The organism is Pseudomonas sp. BIOMIG1BAC (genome assembly GCF_001705995.2).
GTDB classification, from domain to species: domain Bacteria; phylum Pseudomonadota; class Gammaproteobacteria; order Pseudomonadales; family Pseudomonadaceae; genus Aquipseudomonas; species Aquipseudomonas sessilinigenes.
Genome location: NZ_CP049045.1, coordinates 5,351,220 through 5,369,532 on the forward strand (window position 1 = coordinate 5,351,220; position 18,313 = coordinate 5,369,532).

Here is an 18,313-nt window from a genome sequence, read left to right on the forward strand (position 1 = left end):
GCGGAGGCGCTACTGCGGGCGCCTCCGTCCGTACCTCCCCCTTGCCGCCAGCATCCGGGCGGCGATCAGCCCACCGCTCAGCGTGAAGGCGGCAGGTCCTGGACCTGCGGTGCACCATTGATCCGCAATTGCAGGTTCGCATCGCTCGCCAGGGTCTCCGGCAACGGCCAGCGCATCACGGCCCCAGGCAACACGTAGCCCAACAGGCCCGGCGCCAGGGGACGGCTCTGCCCGCCCTGCTTGAAGGCAACATCCGTCAGCCGCGCATGCACAGCCCCCTGGTTACGCATTTCGAGGAAGGTCTTGCCCTCGGCGTTCACCTTGCGCCAACTCAGGTTCGGCACGCCGATGCTCTTAGGGTCCCTGGCCCGGGTCGTATCCTCCTTGCTCCACAGCCCCGCGCCATAGGCGAACAGCGGCACCGAATAACGCATCTGGAAACGGATGGCGGCCACGCTCTTGGCCTCCTCCTGGGAAGTGGCGGGCGTGGGGGAAGGAATCTCGTCGATGATGATCCGGTACGCCAGTTCCTGCCCCGGCGCAATGTCCCGGGTCCGGGTCAGGCGCACCAGTTGCTTCTGCCCGGGCTCGATCTTCGCCACCGGCGGGCTACCGATGACATCGCGCTGGTTCTGGTACTGATCGGCAAAATCACTCTGGCTCCAGGCGAAGACCCGGATCTGCAGGTTGGCAGTCTCGCTGCCACGGTTTTCCAGCCACAACGCGCTGGCCTGCTGGTCCGCCTCCAGCACCGGATCGATAGGCCAGATCAATACCGAACTGGCGGCCCAGGCTCCCGGGGCGCCGGACAACAGCCCGGCCAGTATCAGGTAACTGCAGGCCCGCAGGCCCCGTACAGATAAACGCATACTGCTACTCCTTGTCCGCCTGCCGGCTGGTCGTTGAATCGCCCCATCACCACGACAGCTGCACCTGCAGCACATCGCTGTACGTCCCCCCAGGCTGATTGCCCGGCAACTGCACCTGTCCATAGATCGGCAGGCTGATGTTATTGGCATCGCTGTAGGCCACCGCCACGCTCTGGCCGATCCCCAGGCTCTGGCTGTAGGCCGCATCCCGAAACAACTTGTACGCCACGCGGGCGGTACCGCTGGCGATCTGCATGTTCCGCCCGCCGTTGTTGTATTGGCCTCCATCCACCGTCATGTTCAGGGTCACCCCCGGGGTGCACTGCAATTGCACGCCACCGGTCAGGGCCACGTTCACCGTGGCGGTGGACAACGCCGACTGTGTACCGAATGCCAGGCTGCCGTAGTTGCTGACGCCCCCCACCACCAGGCAACCGGCAACGATGCTCGCGCTGACCTGGAAGCTCTGGCTCAGCGCTGCCCACACCGGCCAGGACAAGGCGCTGATGCCGGCCAGGGCCAATGCGGCAACGCCATGGCGGGCCATCGCATCAGAAACTCAACACGACCGAAACGGTATCGGTGTAGGTACCCGCCGGCAGTCCCGCCTTGCCTGTGGCCTTGCCATAAAGGTTGACGCTCTGCGCTGCCCCAGTGCTGGCGCCCAGGTTGATCACGCCATTGATCGCCACCAGCTGGGTATGGGCCGAGTCGGTGTACAGGTCGTAGGGCACGTAGTTGGCCACGCCGTCGTACAGCGCCCGGGTCCCGCCGGTGGATTTACCGTCGTTGATCCCGGCGGCAATCTTCAAGGTCGGTGAAGTGCCGCTGGAGCACTGGATCGACAAGGCCCCGCCGCCGCCCTGCAAGACCTGGGCATCCGCCTCGGTGAACAGGCTGTTGGTGGTGCCGAAGTTCAAGGCACCGAAGTTCAGGCCAGTGGTACCGCCCACTCCATTGACCAGGCAACTGCTGGTGAGAATCAGCGAAGCGCTGATCTGCCCGGTCACGGTGGTGGCGGCCTGGGCCTGGTTGAACAGGATCAGGCCCAGCAATGTCAGGCCCAGCCTGGATACGAATGCGTGCATCATGTGCGACCCCTGAGGCTTGTTCCGTCAAGCGTGAAGATCAGAGCAGGTATCGCCCCGCCCCGAATACCGGTATCAGAAGGTCAATTGCACGGACACCGTGTCGGTATAGGTACCCGCCGGCAGCCCGGCCTTGCCCACGGCCTGGCCATAGATGTTCACGGTCTGCGCCACGCCGGTGCTCGGCGCCAGGGCGATCACGCCGTTGATCGCCAGTAGCTGCGAATGCCCGGCATCGGTGTACAGGTCGTAGGGCACGTAGTTGGCCACGCCGTCGTACAGCGCCCGGGTCCCGCCGGTGGACTTGCCGTCGTTGCTGCCCCCCTGCACGGTGAGGCTCGGCGTGGTGCCGGCCGAGCACAGGATCGACAAAGCGCCGCCCCCGCCCCCCAGCACCTGGCCGCTGGCCGTGGTGAACAGGCTGTTGGTGGTACCGAAGTTCAGGGCGCCGAAATTCAACCCGGTGGTACCGCCCACCCCGTTGACCTGGCAACTGCTGGTGAGGATCAGGGTCGAGGTGATCTGCCCGGTGACGGTGGTCGCTGCATTGGCCGTGGAGGCCATGAGCAGGCCCAGCAATGGCCAACCGATTCTGGATACAAGCGCGTGCATGGTGTACGTCCTCTCGTGGTTTACCAATCCAGCGTGATGGTCAGGGTGTCGGTGTAGACCCCTGCCGGAACCGCGCGGGTATTCGCGACCACAGAGCCGAACACCGGAATGGGGATCCGGCTGCCGCTGCTCACTGCGAAATTGCGCTGCTGGCCGATGCTGTAGCTGTCGCTACCGGAAGCATCGACGAACAATCGATAAGGGATGGTCAGGCGTCCATTGCTCAGGCGCCGGGTCGTACCGTCGCCATTGAGGCCGCCGTTGATGCTCACCGTGAAGCCGGTGACAGAGGGATTGCAAGCCACCTGCAACTGGCCGTCGGCACTGTTGGTGAGGCTCGCCTTGATCGGGTTGACCCAGGTCGGCCCCTGCTGGCCGAAGTCGAGCATGCCCGGGTCCGTGACGGGGTGGGTGGCGGAACCACCACTACTGACCTGGCAACTGGCGGTGATCACCAGGCGCGCCTGGAACTGCCCACTGATGGCCGCTTGCGCATCGTCGACCACCAGGCACAGCGAACCCAGGGCGATGATCGTCCAGGTCTTGCCTTTCATTGCACCCATCCCGGTTCCATCAGGACTCCCATCCGAGCCGCCCAGCCACAACGGCTTCTTCCTGTTCTGCCCGGGTCCCCCGTGGCAGCGTTAACGACCCTGGCCCTACCAGGTCAAGGTCACCTTCAATACGTCGGAATAGCCCCCGGCCCGGGGAATCTCGGCCAAGGGCTCGATACGCCCGTACAGGGGCAGGTCCACCGTGCCGGAATCCGGCACCCGGCCGCTGACCGGGACATTGACCGGCAACGGGATACGTCGCGCCGGGTCCTGGTAGAGACGGTAAGGGATCGGCTTGCCGGAAGAATCATCGCCAGCCAGGTAGCGCACTTCACCGACGCCACCGTGCAGGCCGCCATCGATGCGCATCTGGTAGGGGGTATCGGGATTGCACTCCAGGCGTGGCTGGCGACTGCCACCCAGCGCCGCGCCCAATGGGCCGCGGGAATCATCCAGCCGTGCGGTGATACCGAAGTCCAGGGTGCCGAGCTGGGCCACCCCGGCGTCGCGCTGTTGCCCCACCAACTGGCAGCCACGCGCCACATCGACCCTGACTTGCACCTGCAAGTCAGCGGCTCCTGCCGTTACGCCGAGCAATGCGCTCATGACTGCCAAACCCTTACATCCATTCAAGGCCTCGATTCCCTGATGAGAAGCATTAGCTGCCATGAGGTTAGCAACCCGGGCCAAAACCGCCAGTTGCGTACCAATTTGCCCCAGGGCACGCGCGCAGCCACGGCCCTGCCTTTTCGAGATCGCCAGACGACTGGATTTCCATTGGCCAATTGGCTGCGGTGCTTTTAAGGTGGGCACCCCGGAACCACCAGAGTCATCGCCATTGGCCGCTTTACCGCCAACACCTGTATCGATCCCAAGGCGCTGGCGTTCTACCTGGCCCGACCGGCAAACGGCAGCACACGCCGGGTCGACCCAGGATCACTTTCACCACAAGGCCCGGAACCTGGACTACATCCTGGGCCCTGGCCAGTTGCAGGACGTCGGCCCCAAACATCCACTCGACCGAGTAGCCCCATGAGATCCATCACCGTTACCGAACTGGTCTGCCTGCACCTGCAGGATGCAACGCTCAAGCATTCATCGCTGTTTGGCCTGGAGCGTTTCTCTGCCGCTGAACTTGCGGCAAAAGGCTATGAACGAGTGGGTGATCCCCGGGACTTCCACCTGTATGAAAAAAACTGCGCGACACGCCATCACCAGCGAACACTGGAGGTGGGGTTCAAGTGCTACTTCCGCGATCGTCAGCTGGTCGGCAGTGGCTTCAACCTGTCTCCCGGGGCCCGCCTGACGTCCATGCTCAAGTACAGGAAACGCCTCGCGGCACGGGACAACACGCCCCCTTCGCAACTGGCGTTTTATTTTTCGGGCGACAAGAAAGAAGGCGCCGTGATTCTCGATGACCGGCACGTAATGCGTTTCAACCAGTGGAGCCACCAGGGCGCCTACCTGATAGCGACACTGGAGAGCGACCTCGACCTGAGCAACCCGCTGGGCAGAACCTCCACCAAGGCGGTGAAAATGACCCTTGAACATCACAGCCTGGAATCGATGCGGGATGGCGCCAGGAATCCCAGGCATCCCTCGGCATTTCGCCAACTGGCTAAAGCACTGCACGATGCAAGCATTTGACGGGGAACAGATCGTCCCTCTGGCAGAAGCGCGTTAGTGCGCCATTCAAGATGGCCAGCCGCAGGTGCTGTCGGCGTTTGACGTGAGCCCGGCCATTCATGCGCACAGTCTCGCAGAGCTGGACAGCCCTGGAGCAAAGGCCGGGGACCCGCCCCTTGCGCCCGATGACAGGACCTTCCAGGCGGACCGCAGCGGCCGCAGGATCGACCTCACCCTGACTGCCGATTGCCCCAGCCAACAGGGGCGAACCGCTCTGAACTTCAGGCTCCTGAAAACCTAGTGCCCCCTGGCCCGTCGGCGCAAAACCGCCCAGGCAGCAAAAACCGCCGATCTCCTTTATCCTGCCCGCCCTTCTCCTGCTTTCGAGTGTTGACGCTGTTCATGGATACCCTTGCCCAACTGCGGGCCGGCCAGCTGGCCGGCATCAAGCGCCTGGACCTGTCCTGTGGCCTGACTGAGTTCCCCCGGGAGATCTTCGATCTCGCCGACTCCCTGGAGATCCTCAATCTCAGCGGCAACGCCCTGCGCAGCCTGCCCGACGACCTGCACCGGCTGCCCCACCTGCGCATCCTGTTCTGCTCGGACAACCTGTTCAGCGAACTGCCCCAGTGCCTGGGCCGTTGTGCACACCTGAGCATGATCGGCTTCAAGGCCAACCGCATCGAACGGGTTCCGGCCGCCGCCCTGCCGCCCCAGCTGCGCTGGCTGATCCTCACCGACAACCGCATCGAGGAACTGCCGGACGAACTGGGGCGGCGCCCGCTGCTGCAAAAACTCATGCTGTCCGGCAACCGCCTGAGCGCGCTACCGCAAAGCCTGGAGCAGTGCCAGCGCCTGGAGCTGCTGCGGATCGCCGCCAACCGCCTGACCGAACTGCCGCCGTTCCTGCTGGCCTTGCCGAGCCTGACCTGGCTGGCCTATGCCGGCAACCCACTGGAATCCCAGGTCGATGCCGCAGCCCTGGCATCCACACCCAGCATTCCCTGGGAGCAACTGGTGCTGGCACAGCGCCTGGGCGAAGGCGCTTCCGGGGTGATCCACCAAGCGCAGTGGCAGGCTCCCGGCCAGCCGCCACGGGCCGTGGCGGTCAAGCTGTACAAGGGCCAGATGACCAGCGACGGCTCACCGCTACACGAAATGCATGCCTGCATCAGCGCCGGGCTGCACCCCAACCTGATCCGGGTCGAGGGCCGCATCACCGGCCACCCCCAGGGCCAGGACGGCCTGGTGATGCAGCTGATCGACCCCAGCTATGCCAACCTCGCCGCGCTGCCGAGCCTGGACTCCTGCTCCCGGGACGTCTACCCGGAAGGCGTCCGCTACAACGCCACGGTCATCCTGCGCATGGCCAGGGGCATCGCCTCGGTCGGTGCCCATCTGCACGCCCAGGGCATTACCCACGGCGACCTGTATGGCCACAACACCTTGTTCGATGCCCAGGGCGACTGCCTGCTCGGGGACTTTGGCGCGGCCTCCTTCCACACCCAGGACGACACACCCCAGAGCCAGGCCCTGCAACGCCTGGAAGTACGGGCCTTCGGCATCTTGCTGGAGGAATTGCTCGATCGCCAGGATGGCTCGCTGGCCCCGGCGCAGCACCAGGGCCTGCGGGAACTGGTGCAACGTTGCCAGCAACCGCACGTCCTGGCGCGCCCGGCTTTCGAGCAGGTGATCCGCGAGTTGGACAACCTCTAGAAACGACTTCGCCGGCCAGCAGGCCCCCTTGCGGGAGCCCACTGGCCGGCGAACGAACCGTGCGGCGCGGCTTAGCCAGCCAGGCCGACGAACATATCCTGGACGTCGTCGTGGTTATCCAGGCCTTCGAGGAACGCCTCGACTTCGGCCATCTGCTCATCGCTCAGGCCACTGACCGGGTTCTTCGGCTGGTAGCCCAGCTTGGCCGACAGCACGGTGAAGCCTTGCTCCGGCAGGGCCTTCTGTACGGCGTCCAGGTCCGCAGGCTCGGTCAGGAACAGGGTCGCGCCCTCTTCGCCCGGCTCGAAATCCTGGGCGCCGGCCTCGATGGCCGCCAGCTCCGGATCGGCATCCGGGGTGTCCGGCGAGGCTTCGATCATGCCCACGTGGTTGAAATCCCAGGACACCGAACCCGAAGCGCCCAGCTGGCCCTTGCGGAAGGCCACGCGGATTTCCGCTACGGTGCGGTTGACGTTATCGGTCACGCACTCGACGATCAGCGGCACCTGGTGCGGGGCGAAACCTTCGTAGGTCACGCGGTGGTACTGCACGGTCTCGCCCAGCTGGCCCGAGCCTTTCTTGATCGCACGCTCCAGGGTTTCGCGAGGCATCGAGGCCTTTTTCGCTTGCTCGACCACCAACCGCAGGTGGGCGTTGGTGGCTACATCAGCGCCGTTGCGTGCAGCGATGGTGATCTCCTTCACCAGCTTGCCGAAGATCTTGCCCTTGGCATTGGCTGCTGCTTCTTTGTGTTTAACCTTCCACTGTGCGCCCATTACTCACTCTCTTTGATCTATGGCGTCGAGTTGGATTTGGCCGACGCGAGGCGCAAGTTTATACGTCCTCTGGGCCCTGATCGACCAAAAAGTCAGTAACCCGTCGCCTGGCCCGGGCTCGCGGCAATCGGGCCAGGCGCTCAGCAGGGCAGGACGCCTCAGGAACGCAGGGGCTTGGCCAACAGGCGCTCGCCAGGGACCGCCACAGGCTCTGGCTCACTCCCAGTGGGCCGGCTGTTCCAGAATGGCACCAGCAACAGCGCCGCCACCAGGGCGCAGCCGGCGAACAGCAGGAACACCGTCACCGTATCGAAGTAGCCCGGCAACAGGCCGCCGAGGATCGCCCCCACCGAACCGCAACCGTTGACGAAACCGGCCGCCGTGGCCCCGGCCCCGGCCGCGCCGAAATCGATGGCTGCCGCGCCGCTGATCATCGAGTCCGGTCCGTACAGGGTCAGGCCCATGACGAACAGCAGCGCCACCACCAGCGCCACGCTGCCGCTATGCAGCGCACCCATGAACAGTCCCAGGCTCAGGGTCAGGGCCAGCAAACTGAGGACACAGGCCGGCATGCGCCGGGCGCCGAACAGCTTGTCCGAGGCCAGGCCGATCATGATCGGCCCAAGCAAGCCGGCCAGCTCGAAGGCCGTGGGCACTATCGCCGCGCCGACCTTGCCCACCGAGGGCATCTGCTCGTAGACGATCACCGGCCCCCATAGCAGGATCGCGTAGCGCGCCGGCTTGAGCAGGAAGTAGGCCAGCCCCAGCACCAGCACCGTGCGGTTGCGCAAGATCGCCCGCAACGGCGCCCAAACCCCAAGGCGGCAACCCTGGGCAGGTTCCTGGGCCGCGGGCTCCTCCTCAACCGCCGGGAGGCCCACGTCCTGCGGGGTATTGCGCTGGAAGATGAAGAACAGCAATGCGGTCACACCCACCACCGCGGCGCTGGAGATGAACGCCGCATGCCAGGTCCCCACCAGGGTGTAGGCCCACCAACCGGCAAAGGGCGAGGCCACCAGGCCGCCAAAGGCGTAGCACGAACTCCACAGCCCCAGGACCCGTCCCCGTTGCTCGGCGGGAAAGAAACTCCCGATGTTCTTGCACAACCCCGACCAGCCGGTGGATTGCGCCAGCCCCTGGACCAGCATGCAGGTGGCGAACACCGGCAAGGTGGCGAAACTGCCCATGACCAGCGCCGCGATGGCGGAAATCAGCAGGCCGCCCAGTACCACCACCCGCGGGCCGAAGCGGTCGGCGAACATGCCCCAGGTGAACTGCCCCACGGCGTAGGCCGCCAGGTAGATGGCATCGAGGTTGGCCATGGCCATCTTGTCGAGGGTGAAGTCGGGATCGTCGGCGATCCCCAGCTTGGCGACGGAAAAGGCTTTGCGGGTGAAATAGAACGCCGCGTAGGCGATCCAGGTGATGGCGAAAATCTGCACGCGCCAACGTTTGATGGTGCCGATCTGCTTGTTCATCGTGATTCTGACCTCAGGGTGAGTGTGCCGGCAGGATGCAAAGCAAACGCCTGTGTTTTTTGTTGTTGAGCACGGCGGCAAGGCCCTTGTGGCGGGCGCTGCCGGTCAGACGGGGCCTGTTGCGCTCCCGGGCGGGAGGTTGCGAGCGCACGCACAGGCCCCAGGACCCGATGGCGGTCGACCGACCGGTCACCGGGCCTTGAAAGATGGAAGCAATTAGCAATTAATAAATGAAATCGATTTATCGTATTTCAAATATAAGCCCAGCTTGTAAGAGGCCCTCGCCATGTCGGTTTCCCATGCACAGTTGAAAGCCTTCCATGCCGTGGCCGTGCACGGCAGCTTCACCCGGGCCGCCGAACGCCTGTACCTGACCCAACCGGCCATCTCCGACCAAGTGCGCAAGCTGGAGGAGCGTTTCGGCGTCCTACTGTTTCATCGCAACAAGCGCTCGGTGCAGCTCACCGACCTCGGGCAGCGATTACTGGCCATCACCCAGCGCCTGTTCGTCGCCGAAGTCGAGGCCAAGGAGCTGTTGCAGGACTCCCAGGCCTTGCAGACCGGCAGCCTGGTGCTGGCGGTGGATGCGCCAGTGCACGTGCTGGCGCAGGTCGCCCGCTTCTGCCAGTTGTATCCGGGGATCAACGTGCGCATCGAGACCGGCAACACCGACGAATCCCTGCTGCGCCTGTTCAGCTACCAGGCCGACCTGGCCCTGCTGGGACGCGAGGTGGACGATGAGCGACTGTGGTCGCTGACCCTGTGCAATGACCCGATGGTGGCGTTCGTCTCGCGCAATCATCCCTGGGCCGAGCGCCAGTCCATCTGCCTGGCCGACCTCGACGATACGCCCATGGTGCTGCGGGAAACCGGCTCGGTGACACGCCAGATCGTGGAGGCGGAAATGCACCGTGCCGGGCTGCGGATCCGCCCGGCGATCCAGGTCGAGGGCCGGGAAGCGGCGCGCGAAGCGGTGGTGGCGGGTATCGGCGTGGGCGTGGTGTCGGCGGCGGAATTCGGTGCCGACTCGCGGATCTGCGCCCTGCCTATCGTCGACTGCCAGCAGCGCATGACCGAAACCCTGGTGTGCCTGCGCGAACAGCGCTCGCGACGGATCGTCGCCACCTTCCTCGACCTGGTGCTCGACAGCCAACCGTCCTCCCTGTAGCCGCTGTCGAGCCACGGTGAGGCTGCGCGAAGGTCCGCAGGACCTTGCCCCGCGCCTGCTACGCAGCCGTACACAGCCGTACACAGCCTGCGGCAGCGGCTACAGGGCTTGCGGGGCGAGACCGAGGAAGGCCTGGATCAGCCGCAGTTCCCGGCGCCGCTCCAGGCAACCGATCATGTGCTGGTTGACCAGGCCCGCGCCACGAAGCGGTACCACCCGCACCCGTGGGTCGTGGCCCACTTCCTGCGAGCTGACGATCCCGACCCCCAGGTGCGCCGCCACCGCCTCGGTCACCGCCTCGCGACTGTCCAGTTCCAGCAGCACCCGGGGCTGCACCTTGGCCAGGGTGCACGCCCCGTCGAAGGTGCGGCGGGTGATGGAGCTGGGTTCGCGCAGCACCATGATCACCTGGTCCAGTTGCTCGATGGCGATGCCTTCGGCCAGCTCCAGCCACTCATGGCCCTGGGGCACCAGGGCGCACATCCGCGACTGCCCGAGGCTGTGCAGGTGCAGGCCCTTGCGCTCCTCGACCTCGGTCAGCACCGCCACATCGGCATGCTCCGAGAGCAACGCGGCCAGGGTCTCCTGGGCGTTGCCCAGGCGCAGGTTGACGGTCACCCCCGGATAACGCTCGCGCAGGCGGGCCAGCATCGGCATGACCACGTGCGGGCCGTCCGCCGCCACTTCCAGGCGCCCGGTCAACAACTGGCGATTGGCCTCGAGCATGGCCTGGGCTTCTTCGGCGAGGCCGAACATCGCCCGGGTGATGGCCGCCAGCTTGGTGCCCTCCTCGGTCAGCTCCACCCGCCGGGCGGTACGTCGCAGGAGGGTGATCTGGTAGTGCTCCTCCAGGGCCTTGACGTGCCCGGTGACCGCCGGCTGGCTGATGAACAGGCGTGCGGCGGCCCGGGTGAAGCTGCCTTCACGGGCCACGGCATCGAACGCACGCAGTTGGAACAAATTCATATCTATCGGCCTCACTTATGGCAGGCATAACAACAAACAATTTGATTGATGATAAGGCAAATTGCAATTTAGTCGCCGTAGCTTGCTCCCATCATCTTCGAGGACACAGCATGAGCATCGCCGAGCCAATCCTGCTTACCCCCGGCCCCCTGACCACTTCCGCCCGTACTCGTCGGGCGATGCTGGTGGACTGGGGCTCCTGGGATCGCGACTTCAACCAGCTGACCGCCAGCCTGTGCGAGCAACTGCTGGCCATCGTCAACGGCCAGGCCACCCATCACTGTGTCCCCCTCCAAGGCAGCGGCACCTTCGCCGTGGAAGCCGCCATCGGCACCCTGGTGCCCCGCGATGGCAAGGTCCTGGTGCTGATCAATGGCGCCTACGGCCAGCGCCTGGCGAAGATCTGCAAGGTCCTGGGCCGCGCCTACAGCACCTTCGAGACCGCCGAAGACCAACCGACCACCGCCGCCGACGTCGATCGCCTGCTGGCCGCCGACAACGCCATCAGCCACGTGGCACTGATCCACTGCGAAACCAGCACCGGCATCCTCAACCCTCTGCCGGAAATCGCCCAGGTGGTCGCCCGCCACGGCAAGCGCCTGATCATCGACGCCATGAGCTCCTTCGGCGCCCTGCCGATCGATGCTGCCCAAGTGCCGTTCGAGGCCCTGATCGCCGCTTCCGGCAAGTGCCTGGAAGGCGTTCCGGGCATGGGCTTCGTCTTCGCCGAGAAACACGCCCTGGCCGGCGCCGAAGGCAACTGCCACTCCCTGGCCATGGATCTGCACGACCAACAGGCCTATATGACCAAGACCGGCCAGTGGCGCTTCACCCCACCGACCCATGTGGTCGCGGCCCTGCACGAAGCCCTGGTGCAATACAACGAAGAAGGTGGCCTGCCGGCACGTCACCAACGCTACGCCGACAACTGCCGGACCCTGCTCGAAGGCATGGCCAAGCTCGGCCTGCGCAGTTTCCTGCCCAGCCAGATCCAGGCGCCGATCATCGTCACCTTCCATGCCCCGCGTGATCCGCGCTACCAGTTCAAGGACTTCTACGAACGCGTCAAGGCCAAGGGTTTCATTCTCTATCCGGGCAAGCTGACCCAGGTGGAAACCTTCCGCGTCGGCTGCATCGGCGTGGTGGGGCCTGCGGGCATGCAATCGGCAGTGGACGCCGTGGCCCAGGTGCTGCGGGAAATGGAAGTGCTGGATATCTGATCGCCCCGACACCGTGCCCGCCGGGCACGGCCCGAACCCATTCGGCGAGCGTCCTCGCCTCTTGTACAGGTCCTTGAACGATGAACTACACCAACCCCAACCAGCTGCAAGCCGCGATCCTCGACTGGGCCGGCACCGTGGTCGATTTCGGCTCCTTCGCCCCGACCCAGATCTTCGTCGAGGCCTTCGCCGAGTTCGATGTCCAGGTCTCCATCGAAGAAGCCCGCGGCCCGATGGGCATGGGCAAGTGGGACCATATCCGCACCCTGTGCGACCTGCCGCAAGTGGCTGAGCGCTATCGCAAGGTCTTCGGCCGCACCCCGACCGATGCCGACGTCACCGCCATCTACGAGCGCTTCATGCCGTTGCAGATCGAGAAGATCGCCGAGCACTCGGCCCTGATCCCCGGGGCCCTGGAGGTCATTGCCAAGCTGCGTGAGCAAGGCATCAAGATCGGTTCCTGCTCCGGTTATCCGAAGATGGTGATGGATCGGGTGGTGGCTCTGGCCGCGACCAACGGCTATGTCGCCGACCACGTGGTGGCCACCGACGAAGTGCCCAACGGCCGCCCCTGGCCCGCCCAGGCCCTGGCCAACGTGATCGCCCTGGGTATCGACGATGTCGCCGCGTGTGTGAAGATCGACGACACCGTGCCGGGGATTCTCGAAGGCCGCCGCGCCGGGATGTGGACCGTGGCCCTGACCTGCTCGGGCAACGCCCTGGGCCTGACCTACGAGGGCTACCGGGCACTGGCCAGCGATACCCTGGCCAGCGAGCGCCAGCGTATCCACAAGCTGTTCGAGCCATCGCGCCCGCACTACATGATCGACACCATCGCCGACCTGCCCCAGGTGATCGCCGATATCAACCAGCGCCTGGCCCGGGGAGAAATGCCCCAGGGACAATAAGCCCATCGATCACGAACGACAGAACGGCGACTTTCACCCGTCGCCGTTTTTTTCATCGACTTGAGGCCAGAACCACCGTCCAAGCGACGAAAGCCCCCGGTACGCCAGGCAAACCTAAAAAAACCGGCTTACAGTTAAAGCACTCCGTCGCTCAAGAACGGAGGCTTCAGACCTGATGACCGAGGAATCCCGTATGCCGTGGAAAAACACCGAGGCGCGCTATAGCACCATGACGATCGCCCTGCACTGGCTGATGCTGGTGCTGTTGGCCGTGGTCTACGCCTGTATCGAATTTCGCGGCATCTTCCCCAAGGGCAGCGGCGGTCGCACCTTGATCACCGAGGCTCACTTCATGCTCGGCCTGACCGTATTCCTGCTCGTCTGGCTGCGGCTGTTCGCCCGGGCCCAGGGCGTGGCACCACGGATCGAGCCCACGCCGCCGTCATGGCAGAGGCTGCTGGCGACGCTGATGCACTGGGCGCTGTACCTGTTCATGATCGCCATGCCGCTGCTGGGCTGGCTGACCACCAGTGCCAAGGGGCACCAGGTGATGTTCTACGGCCTGGACCTGCCGTTGCTGCTGCACGAGGACAAGGCCCTGGCCAAACAGCTCCAGGGCTGGCACGAGTTGCTGGGCACCCTGGGCTACTGGCTGATCGGCCTGCATGCCCTGGCCGGGCTCTATCACCACTATGTGATGCGCGACAACACCCTGCAGCGGATGTGGCGCCAGCGCGGTCAGGCCTGACCGGTAAACCCGCGGCGTCCCTGCAACCCTCCGGTGTGGACGAAGATCAACCGACAACCCGGTGCGAAGCGCCCGGCCCGGACCTGCTCGTAAAGGGCCAGCAGGGCCTTGCCGGTGTACAACGGCTCCAGCGGTAAGCCGCTGGCCTTTTCGGTCTGCTCGATGAACGCCTCCAGCTCCCGGTCCACCTTGGCGAAACCGCCACGGCTGGCGTCCAGCAAGGCATAACCTTCGAGCGCCCTGCCCGCTTCCCCCAGGATACCGGCGACTTGCTGTGGCACTCCGTGGTCCATCGGCACCGCCAGGGCACCATGCACCGGGTGCGCACCGGCCTCGGCCAGGACCAGCCCGGCCAGCGTGGTACCCGTACCGGCGGCCAGCCACCAACCGTGATAATCGCTCCAGCCCAGGGCCGGCAGTTGCGAGCGCACCTGCTCCAGCAGCGGCACGCAGCCCAATGCACCGGCCAGGCCGCCGCCGCCCTCGGGTACCGGGTACAGGTCGGGGTACTGGGCCTGCCAGGGTGTCCAGAAGCCCGGTTGGTGGCGCGCCCGGTAGCCGCCGTAGCCAAGCCAGTGCAACTGCATGCCGAAGCGCTCCAGATCGAGCACGGTCGGGGTGTCCTGGCGCTGCCCGCGCAACAACCCGGCCGTGGCGAAGGCGAAACGCTGGCCGGCAGCGGCCAGGGCATGCAGGTGATTGGAATGGGCGCCGCCGAGGCTGATGATGCCCTGCGCACCCTGGCGGCTCGCTGCCTGCAGGTGGTGGTTGAGCTTGAACCACTTGTTGCCGCTGATCAGCGGGTCGATCAGGTCCAGGCGCAGTACCGCCACCTCGACCCCGGCCTGGTGCAGCCAATCCAGCTCCAGTCGCTGTAGCGGCGCCTGGGGCAAACGATCGAAGGACTCGGCAAGGGACATCGCGGGCAACTCGGCAGACAGGAAGGCGCATTCTAGCAACCCTGGACAAGATCGCTGGCCCCAACGAGACAGGCTTCGTGTAGCCGCTGCCGAAGGCTGCGCAAAGGACCGCAGGGCCTTCAGGGGCGAGATGCAGGTGCAGGGGTCGAGGATTGCCGTGCCCCTGCGGGGCAGGTAAGGAGTCGCGGCCGTCAGAGGCCAACGGGAAGGTGCTGGAATGGAAGATCGTCGGGCCCCTGCGGGGCAGGCGCAGCCTTCGGCAGCGGCTACAGGGCCGCTGCCGAGGCCGGAGGGATCAGAGTTCGGCAGCCAGGCGCGAACCCTGGTTGATGGCGCGCTTGGCATCCAGCTCGGCCGCCACATCGGCGCCACCGATCAGGTGCACGTTCTGCCCCGCGGCCACCAGGCCATCGTGCAGTTCGCGCAGCGGGTCCTGGCCGGCGCAGATCACCACGTTGTCCACCGGCAGGACCTGGGGCTCACCCGCTTCGCCGATGCGGATATGCAGGCCGGCATCGTCGATCTTCAGGTACTCGACGCTGTTGAGCATCTGCACCTGCTTGTTCTTCAAGCCAGTGCGATGGATCCAGCCGGTGGTCTTGCCCAGGCCGTCGCCGACCTTGCTCTTCTTGCGCTGCAGCAGGAACACCTGGCGCGCCGGAGCATGGGGTTCGGCCTTGATCCCGGCGATGCCACCGCGAGCCTGCAAGTGGGTGTCGATGCCCCACTCCTTCCAGAACGCCTCGCGATCCTGGCTGGTAGCCACGCCCTGGTGCACGAGGAACTCGGAGACGTCGAAGCCGATGCCGCCAGCACCGATCACCGCGACCTTCTGCCCCACCGGCTTGCGCTCGAGCAGCACGTCCAGGTAGCTCAGGACCTTGGCGTGCTCCACCCCGGGAATCGCCGGCACCCGTGGCGCGATACCGGTGGCGAGGATGATTTCATCGAAACCGCCGGCCACCAGTTGCTCGACATCCACCCGGGTATCCAGGCACAGCTCGACGTGGCTGGTCTGCAGCTTGCGCTTGAAGTAGCGCAGGGTCTCGTAGAACTCTTCCTTGCCCGGCACGCGCTTGGCGATATTGAACTGGCCACCGATCTCACTGGCCGAATCGAACAGGGTCACCTGGTGCCCACGCTCGGCGGCCACGGTGGCGGCGGACAAACCGGCCGGGCCGGCACCGACCACGGCGATCTTCTTGATCTGCTGGACCGGCAGGTAGTTGAGCTCGGTTTCGTGGCAGGCGCGGGGGTTGACCAGGCAGCTGGTCAGCTTGCCGCCGAAGGTGTGGTCCAGGCACGCCTGGTTGCAGCCGATGCAGGTATTGATCTCGTCGGCACGGCCGGCGGCGGCCTTGTTGACGAAGTCCGGATCGGCCAGGAACGGCCGGGCCATGGACACCATGTCGGCATCGCCCTCGGCCAGGATCTGCTCCGCCACTTCCGGGGTATTGATGCGGTTGGTGGTGATCAACGGGATGCCCACCGAACCCCGCAGCTTGGCCGTGACCTTGCTGAACGCAGCGCGCGGCACCTTGGTGGCGATGGTCGGGATGCGCGCTTCGTGCCAGCCGATACCGGTGTTGATGATGGTGGCGCCGGCCTTCTCGATGGCCTGGGCCAACTGCACGATCTCTTCCCAGGTGCTGCCGCCTTCCACCAGGTCGAGCATCGACAGGCGGAAGATGATGATGAAGTTCGGCCCTACCGCTTCGCGCACCCGACGCACGATCTCCAGCGGCAGGCGCATGCGGTTCTCATAGCTGCCGCCCCAGCGGTCGGTACGGTGGTTGGTATGGGCGGCGAGGAACTGGTTGATGAAGTAACCCTCGGACCCCATGATCTCGACCCCGTCGTACTCGGCCTTCTGGGCCAGGGTCGAGCAGGTGACGAAGTCGCGGATCTGCTTCTCGATGCCTTCCTCGTCCAGCTCCTTGGGCTTGAACGGGTTGATCGGCGCCTGGATAGCGCTGGGCGCGACCTGCTTGGGGCTGTAGGCATAGCGCCCGGCGTGCAGGATCTGCATGCAGATCTTGCCACCGGCCTCGTGCACCGCGCGGGTGACGATCAGGTGCTTCTGCGCCTCTTCCTCGGTGGTCAGCTTGGCGGCCCCGGAATACACCCCGCCCTCATCGTTGGGGCCGATGCCGCCGGTGACCATCAGACCCACGCCGCCACGGGCGCGCTCGGCAAAATACGCCGCCATGCGCTCGAAGCCGCCCGGCTTTTCTTCCAGGCCAGTGTGCATGGAGCCCATCAGGGTCCGGTTGCGCAGGGTGGTGAACCCCAGGTCGAGGGGGGCCAGCAAATGCGGGTACGGGGCAGCAGCCATGGCGTCACTCCAGATCGGGCTATCACGGTAGGTGCGAAAGCTCTGCGGCTTCCGTCGGTAGTGCGGCACAGACTAAAAGCACACCGGCTGTAGGCTCAATGACCGTAACTGACAAGTTATTGATCCAAACGTACAGCAGCCCTTGGCAAGCGCCGGCTGCCGCCCTACCCTAGTCGACGAATCCTGCACACGGTTGCCAACTGTTTTCCCATGCGCAAACTTCTCTACATCACCTTCGCCCTGGCGCTGATCGCGGGCCTCACCAGCTACGGCGTGTGGACCCGCGATCGCCCGGGAGCCCATTACCTGTCGGACCTGCGTATCGAGCTGGCGGTGGACCAAGGCGTACCCAGCGAACGCGGCAACCTGCTGGCGATCCAGCCGGAGCTGTTTCCCACCGACTACCAGGACATCGAACGCCTGCACCGCAAGCTCGCGGCTTACCTGCAACAGGCCCGCGAGCGTGGCCTGGTCAATGCCAAGACCGTGGTGGTGCTGCCGGAACATATCGGCACCTGGCTGATGGTCAGTGGCGAGAAGAACGAGTTGTACCAGGCCACCACCTTGAAGGAAGCCATGAACTGGCTGGCGGTGAGCAACCCGCTGCCGTTTCTCAAGGCCTTGATTGGTGCCAAGGGCGATAGTCGCGTCGACGATGCGCACCTGCGCATGAAGGCGAAGAAAATGGCCAAGGACTACCAGCTGTTGTTCGGTGGCCTGGCCAAGGAGTTCCAGGTCACCCTGGTGGCCGGCTCGATTGTCTTGCCCGATCCCAGCGTCAACCAGGGCAGCCTGCAGATCGGCAGCGGTGCCCTGTACAACAGCACCCTGGTGTTCGGCAGCGACGGCCTGCCCATTGGCCAGCCGCAACGCCAGATCCATCCCACGGCCTCCGAAAGCGGTTATATCCACGGCGATGTGCGTGAGTCGATAGAAACTTTCGATACGCCTGCCGGGCGCCTCGGGGTGCTGATCGGCAGTGACAGCTGGTACCCCGACAACTACCGCAAGCTCGACGAACAACAGGCACAGCTGATAGCGGTGCCGGCTTTCATCATGGGCAAGGGCCGCTGGGAACAGCCTTGGCGCAGCGACAATAGTGCAGCGCTGGGAGCCATGGCGCCGGGGACCAGCGAAGGTGCTGCCTGGCATCATCTGACCCTCACCAGCCGGGCGCCACAGAGCCTGGCCGGCCATGGTGCAAGCGTGTTCATGCGCGGCCAGTTCTGGGACCTGGGGACCAGTGGCCAGAGCTTTCTCAGCAACGCGGGCCAGATCTTTGCCGACGACGGCAGCCGCGGTGCCCGCCTGCTGAACCTGTGGTTGTAG

General features: G+C 65.2%; 18 protein-coding genes. 7 read left to right on the forward strand and 11 right to left on the reverse strand.

Features of this window, described 5'->3' with window-relative positions; all coding sequences use genetic code 11:
* Positions 1-77: 77 nt before the first annotated feature.
* From ATY02_RS24805 to ATY02_RS24830, 6 genes are all read right to left on the reverse strand, one after another.
* Positions 78-869 (reverse strand): molecular chaperone, encoded by a 792-nt coding sequence (locus ATY02_RS24805; RefSeq protein WP_068583026.1) that lies wholly within the window; start codon positions 867-869, stop codon positions 78-80.
* A gap of 46 nt (positions 870-915) precedes the next feature.
* A complete protein-coding gene (locus ATY02_RS24810; RefSeq protein ID WP_068583023.1) occupies positions 916-1,416 on the reverse strand; it encodes a spore coat U domain-containing protein in 501 nt (166 codons plus the stop codon).
* A 4-nt stretch (positions 1,417-1,420) separates the two neighbouring features.
* Complete coding sequence (locus ATY02_RS24815) at positions 1,421-1,957, reverse strand: spore coat U domain-containing protein (RefSeq protein WP_068583051.1); 537 nt, start codon at positions 1,955-1,957, stop codon at positions 1,421-1,423.
* A 75-nt stretch (positions 1,958-2,032) separates the two neighbouring features.
* Positions 2,033-2,569 carry a spore coat U domain-containing protein gene (locus tag ATY02_RS24820; protein WP_068583020.1) on the reverse strand — a complete coding sequence of 179 codons (537 nt, stop codon included), beginning with the start codon at positions 2,567-2,569 and terminating at the stop codon, positions 2,033-2,035.
* 20 nt (positions 2,570-2,589) lie between these two features.
* Positions 2,590-3,123 carry a spore coat U domain-containing protein gene (locus tag ATY02_RS24825; RefSeq protein WP_068583048.1) on the reverse strand — a complete coding sequence of 178 codons (534 nt, stop codon included), beginning with the start codon at positions 3,121-3,123 and terminating at the stop codon, positions 2,590-2,592.
* 105 nt (positions 3,124-3,228) lie between these two features.
* Complete coding sequence (locus ATY02_RS24830; protein ID WP_164487335.1) at positions 3,229-3,729, reverse strand: spore coat U domain-containing protein; 501 nt, start codon at positions 3,727-3,729, stop codon at positions 3,229-3,231.
* 426 nt (positions 3,730-4,155) lie between these two features.
* Between ATY02_RS24830 and ATY02_RS24835 the strand changes: the two genes are divergently transcribed.
* On the forward strand, positions 4,156-4,770 hold the full coding sequence (locus tag ATY02_RS24835) for a hypothetical protein (RefSeq protein ID WP_068583014.1): 615 nt from the start codon (positions 4,156-4,158) through the stop codon (positions 4,768-4,770).
* A gap of 381 nt (positions 4,771-5,151) precedes the next feature.
* A complete protein-coding gene (locus tag ATY02_RS24840; protein WP_068583010.1) occupies positions 5,152-6,465 on the forward strand; it encodes a leucine-rich repeat-containing protein kinase family protein in 1,314 nt (437 codons plus the stop codon).
* Between the two features lie 71 nt (positions 6,466-6,536).
* On the opposite strand, the gene ATY02_RS24845 is transcribed toward ATY02_RS24840, so the two are convergent.
* Positions 6,537-7,241: a YebC/PmpR family DNA-binding transcriptional regulator gene (locus tag ATY02_RS24845; RefSeq protein WP_068583007.1), complete on the reverse strand. Its 705-nt coding sequence runs from the start codon at positions 7,239-7,241 to the stop codon at positions 6,537-6,539.
* Between the two features lie 158 nt (positions 7,242-7,399).
* Positions 7,400-8,719, reverse strand: coding sequence for an MFS transporter (locus ATY02_RS24850; RefSeq protein ID WP_068583002.1), 1,320 nt, complete (start codon positions 8,717-8,719; stop codon positions 7,400-7,402).
* Between the two features lie 286 nt (positions 8,720-9,005).
* Here ATY02_RS24850 and ATY02_RS24855 point away from each other — a divergent pair, with 286 nt between their 5' ends.
* The gene (locus tag ATY02_RS24855; RefSeq protein WP_068582998.1) at positions 9,006-9,887 is read left to right on the forward strand and encodes a LysR substrate-binding domain-containing protein; all 882 of its coding nucleotides are present in this window, start codon (positions 9,006-9,008) and stop codon (positions 9,885-9,887) included.
* 99 nt (positions 9,888-9,986) lie between these two features.
* On the opposite strand, the gene ATY02_RS24860 is transcribed toward ATY02_RS24855, so the two are convergent.
* The gene (locus tag ATY02_RS24860) at positions 9,987-10,853 is read right to left on the reverse strand and encodes a LysR substrate-binding domain-containing protein (RefSeq protein ID WP_068582995.1); all 867 of its coding nucleotides are present in this window, start codon (positions 10,851-10,853) and stop codon (positions 9,987-9,989) included.
* 110 nt (positions 10,854-10,963) lie between these two features.
* Between ATY02_RS24860 and ATY02_RS24865 the strand changes: the two genes are divergently transcribed.
* The 3 genes from ATY02_RS24865 to ATY02_RS24875 all read left to right on the forward strand — a co-directional run bounded on the left by ATY02_RS24865 (position 10,964) and on the right by ATY02_RS24875 (position 13,729).
* Positions 10,964-12,073, forward strand: coding sequence for a 2-aminoethylphosphonate--pyruvate transaminase (locus tag ATY02_RS24865; protein WP_068582992.1), 1,110 nt, complete (start codon positions 10,964-10,966; stop codon positions 12,071-12,073).
* 80 nt (positions 12,074-12,153) lie between these two features.
* On the forward strand, positions 12,154-12,981 hold the full coding sequence (gene phnX / locus ATY02_RS24870; RefSeq protein WP_068582989.1) for a phosphonoacetaldehyde hydrolase: 828 nt from the start codon (positions 12,154-12,156) through the stop codon (positions 12,979-12,981).
* 193 nt (positions 12,982-13,174) lie between these two features.
* Entirely contained in the window at positions 13,175-13,729 is a 555-nt protein-coding gene (locus ATY02_RS24875) for a cytochrome b (RefSeq protein ID WP_068582987.1), read from the forward strand.
* On the opposite strand, the gene ATY02_RS24880 is transcribed toward ATY02_RS24875, so the two are convergent.
* Positions 13,720-14,649 carry a 1-aminocyclopropane-1-carboxylate deaminase/D-cysteine desulfhydrase gene (locus tag ATY02_RS24880; RefSeq protein ID WP_068582984.1) on the reverse strand — a complete coding sequence of 310 codons (930 nt, stop codon included), beginning with the start codon at positions 14,647-14,649 and terminating at the stop codon, positions 13,720-13,722. The two genes, ATY02_RS24875 and ATY02_RS24880, sit on opposite strands and share 10 nt — an antisense overlap.
* 295 nt (positions 14,650-14,944) lie before the next feature.
* Positions 14,945-16,984 (reverse strand): FAD-dependent oxidoreductase, encoded by a 2,040-nt coding sequence (locus ATY02_RS24885; RefSeq protein ID WP_068582980.1) that lies wholly within the window; start codon positions 16,982-16,984, stop codon positions 14,945-14,947.
* A gap of 210 nt (positions 16,985-17,194) precedes the next feature.
* Between ATY02_RS24885 and ATY02_RS24890 the strand changes: the two genes are divergently transcribed.
* Positions 17,195-18,313, forward strand: coding sequence for a carbon-nitrogen hydrolase family protein (locus ATY02_RS24890; RefSeq protein ID WP_068582977.1), 1,119 nt, complete (start codon positions 17,195-17,197; stop codon positions 18,311-18,313).

Bases quoted from the DNA above. Each gene is read 5' to 3' on its own strand.
- ATY02_RS24805 (WP_068583026.1), bottom strand. From the start codon at position 869: ATGCGTTTATCTGTACGGGGCCTGCGGGCCTGCAGTTACCTGATACTG.
- ATY02_RS24810 (WP_068583023.1), bottom strand. From the start codon at position 1,416: ATGGCCCGCCATGGCGTTGCCGCATTGGCCCTGGCCGGCATCAGCGCC.
- ATY02_RS24815 (WP_068583051.1), bottom strand. From the start codon at position 1,957: ATGCACGCATTCGTATCCAGGCTGGGCCTGACATTGCTGGGCCTGATC.
- ATY02_RS24820 (WP_068583020.1), bottom strand. From the start codon at position 2,569: ATGCACGCGCTTGTATCCAGAATCGGTTGGCCATTGCTGGGCCTGCTC.
- ATY02_RS24825 (WP_068583048.1), bottom strand. From the start codon at position 3,123: ATGAAAGGCAAGACCTGGACGATCATCGCCCTGGGTTCGCTGTGCCTG.
- ATY02_RS24830 (WP_164487335.1), bottom strand. From the start codon at position 3,729: ATGAGCGCATTGCTCGGCGTAACGGCAGGAGCCGCTGACTTGCAGGTG.
- ATY02_RS24835 (WP_068583014.1), top strand. From the start codon at position 4,156: ATGAGATCCATCACCGTTACCGAACTGGTCTGCCTGCACCTGCAGGAT.
- ATY02_RS24840 (WP_068583010.1), top strand. From the start codon at position 5,152: ATGGATACCCTTGCCCAACTGCGGGCCGGCCAGCTGGCCGGCATCAAG.
- ATY02_RS24845 (WP_068583007.1), bottom strand. From the start codon at position 7,241: ATGGGCGCACAGTGGAAGGTTAAACACAAAGAAGCAGCAGCCAATGCC.
- ATY02_RS24850 (WP_068583002.1), bottom strand. From the start codon at position 8,719: ATGAACAAGCAGATCGGCACCATCAAACGTTGGCGCGTGCAGATTTTC.
- ATY02_RS24855 (WP_068582998.1), top strand. From the start codon at position 9,006: ATGTCGGTTTCCCATGCACAGTTGAAAGCCTTCCATGCCGTGGCCGTG.
- ATY02_RS24860 (WP_068582995.1), bottom strand. From the start codon at position 10,853: ATGAATTTGTTCCAACTGCGTGCGTTCGATGCCGTGGCCCGTGAAGGC.
- ATY02_RS24865 (WP_068582992.1), top strand. From the start codon at position 10,964: ATGAGCATCGCCGAGCCAATCCTGCTTACCCCCGGCCCCCTGACCACT.
- phnX (WP_068582989.1), top strand. From the start codon at position 12,154: ATGAACTACACCAACCCCAACCAGCTGCAAGCCGCGATCCTCGACTGG.
- ATY02_RS24875 (WP_068582987.1), top strand. From the start codon at position 13,175: ATGCCGTGGAAAAACACCGAGGCGCGCTATAGCACCATGACGATCGCC.
- ATY02_RS24880 (WP_068582984.1), bottom strand. From the start codon at position 14,649: ATGTCCCTTGCCGAGTCCTTCGATCGTTTGCCCCAGGCGCCGCTACAG.
- ATY02_RS24885 (WP_068582980.1), bottom strand. From the start codon at position 16,984: ATGGCTGCTGCCCCGTACCCGCATTTGCTGGCCCCCCTCGACCTGGGG.
- ATY02_RS24890 (WP_068582977.1), top strand. From the start codon at position 17,195: ATGCGCAAACTTCTCTACATCACCTTCGCCCTGGCGCTGATCGCGGGC.